This window comes from Pseudomonas silensiensis, from assembly GCF_050434865.1.
GTDB classification, from domain to species: domain Bacteria; phylum Pseudomonadota; class Gammaproteobacteria; order Pseudomonadales; family Pseudomonadaceae; genus Aquipseudomonas; species Aquipseudomonas fluorescens_W.
This window is the reverse complement of record NZ_JBNDJH010000003.1, coordinates 44,254-57,030: the sequence shown is the minus strand read 5'-3', so window position 1 is coordinate 57,030 and position 12,777 is coordinate 44,254. Positions and strand designations below refer to the sequence as shown.

Annotated in this window: 11 protein-coding genes and 2 pseudogenes; 7 read left to right on the top strand and 6 right to left on the bottom strand. The window is 53.2% G+C overall.

Translation table 11 applies throughout. From position 1 onward, the window contains the following. The first annotated feature begins 1 nt into the window (after position 1). Positions 2-1,516 carry a glucosyltransferase domain-containing protein gene (locus QF010_RS04880; protein WP_429532521.1) on the top strand — a complete coding sequence of 505 codons (1,515 nt, stop codon included), beginning with the start codon at positions 2-4 and terminating at the stop codon, positions 1,514-1,516. 25 nt (positions 1,517-1,541) lie between these two features. On the opposite strand, the pseudogene QF010_RS04875 reads toward QF010_RS04880, so the two are convergent. Continuing rightward, positions 1,542-2,222: pseudogene (locus tag QF010_RS04875) on the bottom strand (glutamate synthase-related protein); the annotation flags it as partial. 10 nt (positions 2,223-2,232) lie between these two features. On the opposite strand from QF010_RS04875, the gene QF010_RS04870 reads away from it, so the two are divergent. Next, entirely contained in the window at positions 2,233-2,598 is a 366-nt protein-coding gene (locus QF010_RS04870) for a histone-like nucleoid-structuring protein, MvaT/MvaU family (RefSeq protein WP_429532520.1), read from the top strand. A 127-nt stretch (positions 2,599-2,725) separates the two neighbouring features. Here QF010_RS04870 and QF010_RS04865 read toward each other — a convergent pair whose 3' ends face one another. Beyond that, positions 2,726-3,472 (bottom strand): SDR family oxidoreductase, encoded by a 747-nt coding sequence (locus QF010_RS04865; protein WP_429532519.1) that lies wholly within the window; start codon positions 3,470-3,472, stop codon positions 2,726-2,728. A 196-nt stretch (positions 3,473-3,668) separates the two neighbouring features. Here QF010_RS04865 and QF010_RS04860 point away from each other — a divergent pair, with 196 nt between their 5' ends. The 3 genes from QF010_RS04860 to QF010_RS04850 all read left to right on the top strand — a co-directional run bounded on the left by QF010_RS04860 (position 3,669) and on the right by QF010_RS04850 (position 6,398). Beyond that, positions 3,669-4,547 (top strand): phytanoyl-CoA dioxygenase family protein, encoded by an 879-nt coding sequence (locus tag QF010_RS04860; protein ID WP_429532518.1) that lies wholly within the window; start codon positions 3,669-3,671, stop codon positions 4,545-4,547. Between the two features lie 37 nt (positions 4,548-4,584). Beyond that, positions 4,585-5,481, top strand: a complete 897-nt coding sequence (locus tag QF010_RS04855; RefSeq protein WP_429532517.1) for an alpha/beta hydrolase — start codon at positions 4,585-4,587, stop codon at positions 5,479-5,481. 257 nt (positions 5,482-5,738) lie between these two features. After that, on the top strand, positions 5,739-6,398 hold the full coding sequence (locus QF010_RS04850) for a TetR/AcrR family transcriptional regulator (RefSeq protein ID WP_429532516.1): 660 nt from the start codon (positions 5,739-5,741) through the stop codon (positions 6,396-6,398). Between the two features lie 44 nt (positions 6,399-6,442). On the opposite strand, the gene QF010_RS04845 is transcribed toward QF010_RS04850, so the two are convergent. The 4 genes and pseudogenes from QF010_RS04845 to QF010_RS04830 all read right to left on the bottom strand — a co-directional run bounded on the left by QF010_RS04845 (position 6,443) and on the right by QF010_RS04830 (position 10,428). After that, positions 6,443-7,198 carry a methyl-accepting chemotaxis protein gene (locus QF010_RS04845; RefSeq protein ID WP_429532629.1) on the bottom strand — a complete coding sequence of 252 codons (756 nt, stop codon included), beginning with the start codon at positions 7,196-7,198 and terminating at the stop codon, positions 6,443-6,445. 102 nt (positions 7,199-7,300) lie between these two features. Continuing rightward, a pseudogene (locus QF010_RS04840) lies at positions 7,301-8,266 on the bottom strand (PDC sensor domain-containing protein); the annotation flags it as partial. A 450-nt stretch (positions 8,267-8,716) separates the two neighbouring features. Next, positions 8,717-10,210, bottom strand: coding sequence for a cytosine permease (locus QF010_RS04835; protein ID WP_429532515.1), 1,494 nt, complete (start codon positions 10,208-10,210; stop codon positions 8,717-8,719). Then, positions 10,207-10,428, bottom strand: coding sequence for a hypothetical protein (locus tag QF010_RS04830; RefSeq protein ID WP_046061863.1), 222 nt, complete (start codon positions 10,426-10,428; stop codon positions 10,207-10,209). The genes QF010_RS04835 and QF010_RS04830 overlap by 4 nt, the downstream gene beginning before the upstream one ends. Positions 10,429-10,737: 309 nt before the next feature. Here QF010_RS04830 and QF010_RS04825 point away from each other — a divergent pair, with 309 nt between their 5' ends. Both QF010_RS04825 and QF010_RS04820 read left to right on the top strand, forming a co-directional pair. Further along, the gene (locus tag QF010_RS04825; protein ID WP_429532514.1) at positions 10,738-11,502 is read left to right on the top strand and encodes an SDR family NAD(P)-dependent oxidoreductase; all 765 of its coding nucleotides are present in this window, start codon (positions 10,738-10,740) and stop codon (positions 11,500-11,502) included. Between the two features lie 283 nt (positions 11,503-11,785). Further along, positions 11,786-12,763, top strand: coding sequence for a helix-turn-helix domain-containing protein (locus QF010_RS04820; RefSeq protein ID WP_429532513.1), 978 nt, complete (start codon positions 11,786-11,788; stop codon positions 12,761-12,763). Positions 12,764-12,777: the final 14 nt, after the last annotated feature.

The following is a 12,777-nucleotide window of genomic DNA, read 5'->3' as shown; positions in this document are numbered from 1 at the left end:
CATGGGCAGGTTCAGCGACTTTTTCAGCAAGGAACTCGGGCGTCGACAAGTCTGGCTGTTTTTTCTGTTGGCGACCTTTGTGTATGTGGTGCCGCTGATCCTCGCGGACTATCCGTATATCGATGACAACTGGCGCTCGTTGTCGGCTGCGGCCGGTTCGGCCTGGGCGGAGCAGGGACGGTTATTCACCGAGCTGTTCTACAACCTGCTGACCTTCGGCAATGCCGCGCCGAACATCTTTCCGTTGCCGCTGTTGATCGTCACGCTGGCCATGGCCGCGGCACTGACCAGCCTGACGTTTCATTACTACCCGCAACCGACGATTGCCTGCTGCCTGGTGCCGTTGCCGCTCTGGTACAACCCGTTCTTTCTGCAAAACCTGTCCTATCAATACGACGGACCCGCCATGGCGTTGAGCGTGGTGGCGGTCATCTATGCGATCACCTTTCGTCATCCCTCGCGCATCGTTCATTGGCTGGTGCCTTCGTTCCTGATTGCGCTGGCGTTGGGGCTCTATCAGGTGAGCTTCAATGTGTTTCTGGGTCTGTGTTGCCTGGAACTGCTCAGGAGCGCGAATGACAAGCTGGCCTGGCCGCAGTGGTGCGAGTTGATTGGCTGGAAAATATCGCAGGCCATCCTGGGCTGGTTGATTTACAGCGTGAGTGCTTATCCGTTCATGAGTGGAAATCGCACCTTGTTGTTGAACTGGACGGCGCAGCCCTTGCTGCAACTTCAAATCAATATCGGCCGGGTGCTGGAAAAAGTCGTGCTGCTGTTTCACGGCGGATTTACCTGGGTGTTCGCCGCACTGCTGCTGTGTGCCATTGCTGGCAGTGTCCGGCTGGGGCTGAACGTGTTGGAACGTCAGGACACAGGGCTGAAGAAAATCCTGATCGGCCTGATGTGTCTACTGACATTGCCGGTCGTGACGCTATTGGTGTCGGGTGTCGCGCTGTTTTTCCGGGACTTCAATGAAGGCGCCAGAACCCTGATGGGCTTCGCGGTTCTGTTGGTGCTGTTGTTCTATTTGAGCCATCTGGCGCTGGCACGAATCCACCAGCGATTACCGCTGTTGTTGATGGTGCCATTGTTGGCAATGCTTTCAATTTCGTATGCCTATGGGCGCGTGCTGACCGTGCAGAAAGCCTTCGCGTCCAGCGCGTTGTTAAGTCTTGAACACGACATCGCGTCGAATCGACAGCTGCTCGAGGCCAAGCGCATTTACATGTCAGTGACCTATTCCGATCACTGGCTGCTGGGGGCGGCGGGCTCGTTCAAGCAGATGCCGGTGTTGCACTATCTGCTGAACATCGACTTCTACATGCTGGCCGAGAACCTGCCGAAAGTGGGGATCACCAACGTCGTTGCGGAGAAGGAGCGACGTAATGCGACGAGGGTGGGTTATCAGGGCTATCCACCGGTGCTGGAGCGCCAGTACTACCGGATTTATCTGCTCGGCGATTACGGTTTTATTGTCATGAAAGAGCCGGCCCCGATTAAGTCGCTTCACTGGTGAAGCGCGATGACAGGGGCCGTCGGGTTCAGGCCGCTACGACCTCATTCGGTTCAAAACTGTCCGCCCGCGCCATCTGCCACATCCGCGAGTAAAACTCGCCATTCACTTCACCGGTCAGCAACTCTCCCGGCTTCAAGAACACATGCAACTGCGAGAACAATTTGATCTCGGTTGCCGACATGCGCCGTACCAAATGTTTGGCTGATAGCTGCGAAGGATGTTCCAACCCGGCAGCGGCGAGCATTTCGGCCAGGGCCTTGAGCGTGTTGCGGTGGAAGTTGAAGACGCGTTGGGCCTTGTCCGGGACGACGAGTGCGCGTTGGCGCAGGGTGTCCTGGGTGGCGACGCCGGTCGGGCATTTGTTGGTGTGGCAGCTTTGCGACTGGATGCAACCGATGGCGAACATGAAGCCGCGCGCCGAGTTGGCCCAGTCGGCGCCGATGGCCAGGACGCTGGCAATGTCGAAGGCGCTGACGATCTTGCCGCTGGCGCCGAGTTTGATTTTGTCCCGCAGGTTCAGGCCGACCAGCGTGTTGTGCACGAACAGCAGGCCTTCGCGCATCGGCACACCAATGTGGTCGGTGAATTCCACGGGCGCGGCGCCGGTGCCGCCTTCCTTGCCATCGACCACGATGAAGTCCGGGAGGATGCCGGTTTCCAGCATGGCCTTGGCGATGCCCATGAATTCCCACGGGTGGCCCAGGCAGAGATCCGTCATGTCTAAGCTCGCTGAATTCCGCCAGCTCGAAAAACACCTCGCCGAACAGCTTCAAGCTCTCGAAGCGCTGAAAGGTGATGCTGGCCTCAAGAAAGAAATCGAATTTGAAACGAAGCTGCGCGCATTGCTCGCTGAGTATGGTTACAGCCTGCCGAACGTGATCAACCTGCTAGATCCGAAGTCTGGCCGTCGCGCTCCAGTAGCCGAATCTAAAGCCGGCAGTCGCAAGCCGCGCCAAGTGAAGGTCTATAAGAACCCACATACCGGCGAAGTCGTCGAAACTAAAGGCGGCAATCACAAGACGCTGAAGGAGTGGAAAGCGCAGCACGGCGCCGCGACCGTTGAGTCCTGGCTGACCAAGTGATTTTGGATTGAGTACAAAAGGGCCCTTTAAAGGCCCTTTTTTGGTAGCTAGGTTTTAAACACCGCGTTGCGTTCAAACAGTAAGCACTATGGTCGTCATTGCCCTACTGAGTTGTAGTTGAGGGTCTCTACTGCGCTAGGAACCCGCCGTCGACGACAAATTCTGCCCCTGTCGCAAAGCGCGACTCGTCCGAAGCCAGGAAGAGCGCCATGTTGGCGATGTCGATTGCTTCGCCTAAGAAGCCGATTGGATGAAGCTTCGCCAATCGCGCTAGCTCTACTGGGTCATTTCCAACCATTGGCGTAACGATGTACCCAGGATGGATGCTGTTGACGCGGATCTTGTAGCCGCTTCGACCTGCGTGCAGCGCCGCAGACTTGGTGAGATTACGGATGGCACCTTTACCGGCACAGTATGCCGCGTATTCCGGATGGCCAACGATGCCTTCGATCGAGGACAGATTGATTATCGACCCACCTGATTCTCGAAGGTTTTTGAACGCGTGTTTGATGCCGAAAAAGGTACCGTTGAGATTGACCGAAAGCTCCTTGTTCCAGTCGTCAAAGCTCATGGTTTCGACGTTGCCGGGCACCGCGATGCCGGCGCTGTTCATAACGACGTTCACGAAACCAAACTGTGATACGCCAGCTTGAAACGCTGATATCCATTGACTCTCATCCCGAACGTCCAAACGCGCAAATATTGCCTCGCCACCTGCAGTCTGAATTGCCTTCACAACTGAGCTGGCCTTCGCCTCATCGATGTCGCAGATGATAATTTTGGCCCCTTCCTCTGCGAAGCGTATGGCGCTTGCAGCGCCGATGCCTGAGGACGCGCCGGAAATCAATGCCACCTTGCCTTCGAGCCTTTTCATCAGTGCTCCCTCAATGTTTTATGAACGTGATCAAACGCTAAATGCTCCTTGCTAACTAACCTAGCCAGAATCGGCAATTCGGACACCTTGATTAGGTCTTGTCCCGCTTTATCAGCTTGCCGATTCTGGATAAGGGAATGTTCAACAGCCTTGTATAAAAGCTGCACGAACACCTGAAGTTTTTCCGGAGAGCAAGATGAGTAGCAGAAAAGCGTTGGTCACACTGCCAAGCAGCGCCAGCATCGACGACATCCTTGAGTGCCTGGAGCGCGATGGTGGATGCATTGTTAAAAACATGCTCAAGCAAGAGACCATCGACGGGTTGTGGGCTGATCTGGCTGACGTGCTGGACGTTGCTCCTAATGGTGACGGCTCCTTCGTTGGGCGTAAGACACGGCGCATATCGGGGCTGTTCTCCCGGTCACTGCATATGCAAGAACTCATCACCCAACCACAGCTTTACGGCGCAGCAGAGAAGCATCTGTGCAAGCCTTTCAAGTATTGGCTCGACGGTGTTCAGCATGTTTCCGTCCCTGCGCTGCAGATGTCATTGACCCAAGCAATCATGATCATGCCTGGTGAGGGCGCGCAGCCGCTCCATCGTGATGATATTGCTCACCATCGCCGTCACCCTGGCCCAGATAGTCAAATTCAGGTGCTATATGCGCTAAGCGAATACACCGAAGCAAATGGTGCAACGCGAGTTATTCCAGGCAGCCACAAGTGGGATGATGATCGTGCGCCTACCTACGAGGAATCCGTGCCGGCTGAGATGAGCGTTGGTGACGGCCTGATCTACCTGGGATCGACGTACCACAGTGGCGGCAAGAATACGACGGCGGACAAACCACGTACCGCTATTGCCACTACCTTGGTTCTGGGCTACCTACGCCAAGAAGAAAATCAATACATCGCAGTTCCTCGTGAGCGTGTCCGTGAGTTCCCCGAGCGTGTTCAGCGCCTGCTGGGGTGGAGCACGAATCCACCATTCTGTGGATGGATTGAGATGCGAGACCCCAACTATCTGGTCGCTCCAGAAGCGTCCTTGAACACCACCGCCGAAGACATCTTGTAACGGGTAATAACCGGCGGCAACGCTTGGAGTACTTACAATGCGCAGCGACATCAGCTTTAAAACCATCGATGGCTTGACGCTCCGAGGGTGGTTGTATACCCCTGAAGGGCAGGCAAAGAGTCAGTATCCGGCCATCGTCATGGCCCACGGATTTACTGCTGTAAAGGAGCAGTACCTGGATAAGTACGGAGAAGTCTTTTCGCAAAATGGCTTTACCGTATTGATCTATGACAACCGTAATTTCGGATCCAGTGAAGGTCTTCCTCGGCAGGAAGTCGACCCCGTCCTTCAGATCCGCGATTACCGAGACGCCATTACGTTCGCTTGTACCCTTGAGCAGATCGACAGTCTGCGGATCGGCATTTGGGGATCGAGTTACAGTGGTGGGCATGTTTTACAGGTAGCGGCTTTTGATCGTCGGGTGAAATGTGTAGCAGCACAGGTGCCTGATATAAGCGGGTCGATGGATGTACGCCTCGCCATTCGCCCTGACCTGCTGCCTGCAGTCATTGATGCGTTCGAGGTTGACCGGGCTGATCGCTATGCGGGCAAGGCCCCTATGATGCTCGAAGTCGTAAACGAAGACCCAACAAGTGATTGCGCTCTCCCAGGACAGGATTCCTACGACTTCTTCATCCACAGCGGACGAACCATTGCTCCTGCTTGGCGTAACGAGGTAACGCTCAAGAGCGTTGAGATGCTGAATGAGTATGAGCCGGGATCTGTAATTGATCGTATAAGCCCGACTCCACTGCTGATGCTTGTGGCCAAGCGCGATACTTTGACGGTCACGGATTTGGCTCTCAAAGCATACGAGCAGGCGCTTCAGCCGAAGGCTTTGGTTCTGCTTGAGGGCGGTCACTTCGATCCTTACGTCAAATACTTTGAAGCTTCGAGTAAGGCAGCGACGGATTGGTTTTTACAACATCTGTAGATTTGCTTGTGAAGCCAAAAGCCTCGGAAATAACCGGGGCTTTTTTCGTCAATGTCCTTGGAGGTCAGGTTGAATGTGATTGGTGTATGTGGCGGTGATCCCAAGATCTATCTCAGCGACATCCGAAATTGGCAACTCGATGGGGCCAACAGGTAACGTCGCTCACTGGCTGCTTTGGTTAGGGGTAAGATGGGTAGCGATGCTGGAGTCGTCCCAGCGAGAATGGGGCACTACGCTACAAAAGGAGTGGCCACGGCGTGCTACTAGAATATGAAGAAAGTGAAGCTGGGGACGTCAGCCCCTACAGCCGTGCCGGTAAGCGGCTAAAAAAAATCGAAGAGATCAACGATGCCGCTGCCGTTATCTTTGTGCGGGACGGCTACGCGCAATTCTCCGCCCGAAAGGTTGCCAAGGAGTTGGGTATTAGCCTCAACAACCTTCAGCACTACTGTGGCAATACGGAAAATCTTTGCCGGCAAATGATCAAGGCAAAGCTTGGTCACTTCGTAGAGGCCGTGAATCACCTGGTTGAGAATGCCTCCGCCGAAACACCAATTGAACGATTGGCAGTTGCCATTCGGGAAAACTCATCAGCGACATTTGATACAGAAACTGGAAAGTTCTTTTTTCAAATGGGAGCTCTGGCCAGCCACGATGAGTCGATCAAGGATTTAATGGTCAGTCAGTACAACCACTTCCTTAACGGCTTCTGTCAGTTGATCACTGAAATCAATCCGCAGTTACCAGCGGACAAAATCCGGACATACGCTGCTCTGATCGCGACGCAGATTGAGGGGGTTTTTTTCTACCAGGATCAGTTGAGCCCAACGTCGGGGCTCCGCGAACAGATGGTCGAGACCGCGATCTCATTTTGGACTGCCACTTTGGCGCCTTCACATGCAGATGAGTCTGCTTAGTTAGGTGAGTGCGCCCTCGAATAAGAGGGCGCAAAGTGGTCAGATCAGACTTTGAAGTGGCCTACTTTTTCTTCGAGAGTCTTCGCCAGCTGATCAAGGTGCATACTGACGGTTTCTAATTCTTGACCGTTCAAGGCCAATCTCTGGGTGAAGTCCCTGATGTTGCTGACGTTTGCACTGACTTCATCAGCCACGTTGCTTTGTTCCTCTGTAGCCGTCGCGATCTGTAGGGTCATGTCATTTATCCTTCCTACTCCCATGCTCATCTGCTGAAGGGCATCCCCGACCTTGGCGAACTCTTCAACCGTCGTGCCTGTCAGTGAGTGGCTTTCGCTCATTGCAGCGACCACATTAGAGGTGTTCTGTTGAAGAGCTTCAATGACTAGCTGGCTCTCGGCTACCGAATCTTGGGTGCGCCGAGCTAAGGTTCGAACTTCGTCTGCGACAACCGCAAATCCTCGACCGGCTTCGCCAGCGCGAGCGGCTTCGATGGCGGCATTCAATGCGAGTAGGTTCGTCTGTTCGGCGATCCCCCGAATGACCTCCAGAACGGAACTGATCTTTGTGCTGCTATCGGCGAGCGCCCTGACTTGGGACATGTTCTGGCTCATGCCGTCGGACAGCTTATGAATTGTTTGGCTCGCGCTGACAATGATTCGATCAGCTTGAGATCCCGCGTGATTACTATCCTGCGCGGCATCGGCGGCAGATGCGGTATTCCTGGCCACTTCCTGCGCAGTCGCTGCCATTTCGGTAGACGCTGTAGCTACCTGATCGACCTCATTGGCTTGGGCGTTCAATCTGGCGCGAGATTCTTGTGCTATCGCGGACGCGTGCGTTGCAGCCTCACGAGTTTTCTGAGCAGTGACTTGGATCTCCTTTATCAGAGGATGTAGTTTGTCCAGGAAGCGATTAAACCATCCTGAAAGCTCACCAAGTTCGTTAGGCTGGTGGTAGTTGATCCGCTTGGTCAGGTCGCCGTCACCGCTCGCAATTTCCTTGATCATGAGCGTGATTACCCTCAAAGGTTGAAGCAATTTATGGATGACGACTGCGCTTAACAAAAGACCTAATGTTCCGAGCAGCGCACCGAACATAATACTTTGCCACATGCCTGAACGGCGCCGTGTATCCAGCTGGTCTGCCAACTTGCCAGCAGGTGCCATCAACGTGTCCCACGGTACGTCGATCTTTACGGCCCAAGGTACTGACTCGCCAATAGGAGAGAAGGGCAGTAGCAACTGAAAATTGTCGCGTTCGCGAGCGGCTGATACTCCAGAAGCGAATGTTGCAGCCTGAAGCCGCGCTCCATTTTCGGGCCATACCTGAGAAGCTGATTTGCCAGCTGAATTGGCCGAGGCGCTGTTAGCAGCGACTACGCCCAGGTCGCTCACGATGCTGACCGCAGAATGCCCATCGTAAATATCTCGGGAGAGCTTTTCGCTTTGCTCCTGAAGATCAGTCAGACTCAAATCGACGACCAATACACCGACATATTTGCCCTTTTCCAAGTAGGGAACGGCAAGCGATACGAGACCTTCAGTTTGACCATTCAGTGTGTCGAAGTAAGGGGCAGTGATGCAGGGCTTAAGCGTACTTTTCGAGCAGCTGTACCAGTAATTCATCGGCTGGCCGCTAGCGTTTGGCTGATCGCCGTTGATCGTCTTTTCGTCTAATGCTGCTAATTCGAAGGTGGTGCTGCCGTAACGAGAGTAGTAGGTTGAGAACCGGCCAACTTCGTTTGAACCGAACTCTGTCTTGCCTTTGAAGCCTTCGTCTTCACCAGCTGCTTGATTGGGTTCAAAAGCAACGTATAGCCCCAAGAAAGCAGGGTTGGCTGCAATCGCTTGATGAATGCTTTTGACCATGTCTCGCCGCAGGTTCTCTGCGCTGATCCGCCCCTCTGCAAACTGATCTCGAAGCGTACCCATCTGCAAAGCTACCTGCTGAGCTAAGAGATTGGCATCGCTGAATTTTTTCTCTATGCGAGCTTGCTGAGTTTTCCCGTTGCCGATGAGTTGGTCGCGAGCCGCGACTTCTAATAGAACACTGCTCTGCTTACGAATTTCATCTGAAGACACTTTCCCCTGCTTGACGTTAAGGGCCACGACGCTTGCCAGCGTCGTCACCAGACATAGCCCTGTCAGGGCTAGCATCCTGAACTTCATTGAATACATCGATAGCATTAGCAACGCCTCTAGTGGGCGCAGAGAACTGCGCGCCTGCATAAAAAAGGGCGTCTAGAAGACGCCCTGAGGGAAACCTGATTTAGAGCTCAGCTTTAGCTGAGACTCATAGGAGGGATGCCGTTTTGGCAGCTAGAGGCTGACCCTCATCGTTCCCGGCTTTGGCTGTGGATCGAGTGTTGGGCGACTGGTGATTGCAGTTCCCTTCGTGTAGCTACCTTTCCCCAAAGGTGCCACGATGAGTCTCACGGCCAGGTAGTACGCCAATCCAGAAATTGCGATCACTGGAATGGAGGCGCCTAGGTAACGGAACCCTCCACTCATTGCGACCGTTACGGGATCGTAAAGAGCCAAATAGCCGATCACTGCCACGATGCTGATAACTACCGCTGCCCAGTTCACTCCCCCCCAATACGCGTAGTGACTGTTGCGAGTCGCGAAGAAGCTTGGGGCATCGAGTTGTTCGCGTCTAAGGATGAAATAATCAACCAGCGTGATCCCAGAAATACCTACAAACATGACGCCGTTGTACGACAGCCAGCTCATTACCTTAGACAGCAGCCATTCAGTCTCAAAAGCGAAGTACACACCAGGCAGCAGGAGGAGTGCGAGAAGCAATTCCCATTTTAATCTTGCGAAGAATTTGACCTGCTGAATTGAAACCCCTGCCAGGTAGATCATCACAACCATCGTGGCAATGTTTGCCGTCAGAACGATGGTCATCACGATTGAGCCGAATACTTGCCCGCCAACTGCGATCATCCAAATCGTTGGGTCGTAAGTGCCTGCGCTGATGGCTGCAAGGGCCGCGACGGTGGAAACAACCGCCGCTCCTAGGATGCCCACGCCAATGATGGAGGGGCCCATGACATGGTTTTTACTTTTTACCAGGCGGGTAAGACCACCCATGACTGGCCACCAAGTCATGGCGTTGGAGACGCCAAACTCAACGGCAAGTGCCAGGCCCTGTACGGGATCATGCGATAGCATCTGATCTGGAGCGACCTGGTTGTGCCACAGGTTTTCGAGTCCGAATTTATGCACCAGGATGCCAAACATCACTAGGGTGATCAGCATGTGCAGCGGCCCGATAAAACCGTTGAGGCGTTCAAAAAACTTCGGCCCTTTGCATGCAATAAACCAGACTAGGAGCAATGCAGCCAACGCAACGCCAATCACCAGGTGCTCATGTGAATCGCCGGTTACCTGGCTTCCCGTGACGGTGGCGGCGACGTTCGCTGCTCCCCTGGCGGTCAATGCTTCAACTACGTAAGACCAGCCAATCAAGGTTGCAAGCAAGCCAAATAGGGGAACGATGATCCCTCTGTAGCCGAAAGAAGCTTTGGCTGTATCAATAGGGTCGGTTCCGTATTTGTAGCTGGGCACTCCCGAAGCGAGCGAAACCAATGCCATGCCGATGATGAGGCCGATCACATACCCCATCACTCCGAGCCGCCAATCCCCTACATACGGTAGATAGCTGCCTATGAGGAATGCCCATGTTGCAGCACTGAATGCGCAACAAGTCCAGAGAAATGAGCCGTAGGTTTTGTACACCCGGTTACCTGACAGAACTGGCAACCGACCCGCGAGGGCTTCTTGTTCGACGCTATGTGAAGTGCTCATGCGTTTGCTCCTACAGCCAGCAAGGTACCGATCCAGAGAACAGCACCTAAGAGAATCCATATAGAGGCTTCTCGAACGAGCGACGCAGCGCTACTCCAGCATTCGGAAGAGGTGTGCTCAGGCTGGTTCATGGCCTCCAGTTGCTTCAACAGATCCGTGTTCAAGCTTTCGCTTGTACTCATCATTCCTGTGCCGTGTTCAACGTCAGCTTTGCTCATGTCGTTGCTCTCTGGACGAGTTCTTACGATGCCGTCCGCTTTGGCTGTTTTAGAAAATTATTATGGCAGCGGTAGTAAGTGTTTCTGGACGCTATGTTGTTGCTTCCCTTCGACGGTCAGAAAAGCTGTTCAATTGCGCCCTGTATTCAGCCTACGCTTGGCAGCTGTTACCTCGTATCCATTTTTGGCAATCCATTCTGAGACATCCTCCTATTGGCAACCTCTTTGCGATTTGCCGATATTGGCTACGGCCAAGCCCTTCCTTAACGCTACGTTGTGGGCTCAGCCTAAAAAATATGGAGTACAGCCATGAGCAAAGAAATGCGCATTGTCGTTATTTCTGGAGCTGGTTCTGGAATCGGCCAGGCGACCGCCGTCCACTTCGCAAAGAATAATTTCTGTGTGATCGGCTGCGACCTTTCGCAATCAGGCCTGGAAGAGACAGCCCAAAAGGTCGGCGCCGGCAGCTTTCATGCACAGGTCGTGAATGTCTCTCAAGAGGAGGAGGTGCGAGGGCTATTTGAGTTCGTCAAATCCTTCAACCTTGCGCTTCATGCCGTGATCCCTTGCGCGGGTGTTGCTCGCACAGGACTGGTTCATGATTTGGCTAAGGACGACTGGGAATTCATGCTGGGGGTGAACCTCACTGGCACCTGGTTAATGTCGAAGTATTCGATGCCGATTTTCATGAAACAGAAAGGCGGCGCTTTCGTTGCCGTAGGATCCGACGCATCAGTGCGTGGTGCATCGGGATATGCGGCTTACTGTGCATCTAAACACGGTGTACTGGGGCTTGTGCGGTGCCTGGCGCTGGACTATGGGCCTTGGGGAGTACGTAGCAATGCGGTGTGTCCAGGCTTCGTACAGACTCGGATGATGGATAGCTTATTTGCGGAGGCGAGTGACCCTGAAGCCGAGATGAAGTCCTACGCCAAAGAGGTACCTTTGGGCAGATTTGCTCAGCCTGCTGAGGTGGCGAAGGTCATCTATCACCTGGCTTCCGATGAAGCCAGTTACACGAACGGAATTGTTTACTCTTTGGATGGAGGCGCGACCGCTGGGCATTTTGGATAGTCAGGTTTCGCAGGTATTTGGGTAGTTTCTTCTCGGATCTGTGGCTGAGGAGTGAGTAAATTCGCACCAGTCTGGGTCATCTGACCCAATAAAATGCAAGGTCGGTATCAGTTCACAAAAAACGCAAAGCCCAAAGAGGCTTTGCGTCTTTTTTTGCTCGGCCTGCAGCGCTCGTTTTAGGGGCCTCTCTGCGCATACGCGTGGAATAAGAAAGATTTTGACGGGTTGGCGGCATGAAGCTTGCCTAGAGACATATGTCACCTAAGTTAAGCGGGATTTCATGATGGCCATGCACACACCTCAGAACGACACCAGGTTTCGGTTTTTGGAGTCGCATGATGCGTTTGAGCACGCTGGTGGCCTGAACGAATGGGACGACAATCGTTATCATCAGCTTGAGAAGAAAGCTCACTTCCATGGTGCTATTGCGAGCCATTCCATTGCCGGAAAAGTGCAGGTTACTCGCGAGACCATGGACAGTCCCTGTGTCGAGCAAATATGTCATGTTCCGCTGGATTCGATAGTCATCGTTAACGTGCGATCCGATGAGGATGTGCTTCTCAACGGCAGGTACGTTAACGCCAACACCTTTCACATTTCGTCTGGGCGCTCTTTCCATGCGGTATCAAAAGCGCCTATCGAAGCATTGATGCTTACCGTCAGTAAGGCTGCTTTTCTCGAAACATTCAAAACTGAAGCTTTCCTAAATATCGAGTCGAAGCCATTCGAGCGATTTATTCAGCCTTCTATCGAAACTCAGATCGATTTCGAGCTGAATCTAAAATCACATCTGAGTAACGTCCAGGCAGGAATTGGGCAAGATCCATTCAGTTCGAGTCTGGATAAGGTTTTTAGCTGCGTCCAAGAAATTTTGGATTTTGAAACTTCTACTCGGCTCGTCATTCCTCCTTCGACACGGACATACATCGTCGAAAAGAGCTGCGAATTTTTCGCTCACCATGTCCAGGATGAAGACATTGGAGTGCTAGACCTGTGTAACCACCTCAGGATCAGCCGTAGAACGCTTCAATACAGTTTTGAAGATGTATTGGGCATGACTCCACTGAACTATGTACGGTCTGTGCGACTGAACACCGCACGAAAACTGTTGATGTCCTCACCGCAGGAGACAATTCAAGGCGCCGCGCTTGATGCGGGCTTCAGCCATCTGGGTAGATTTTCAAAATACTATCAGGAGTTTTTCGGAGAGCTACCGTCTCAAACTGTAAGCAGATTGGGCGCGCACCGACGTCATCATTAAAAGCCCTCAAATGT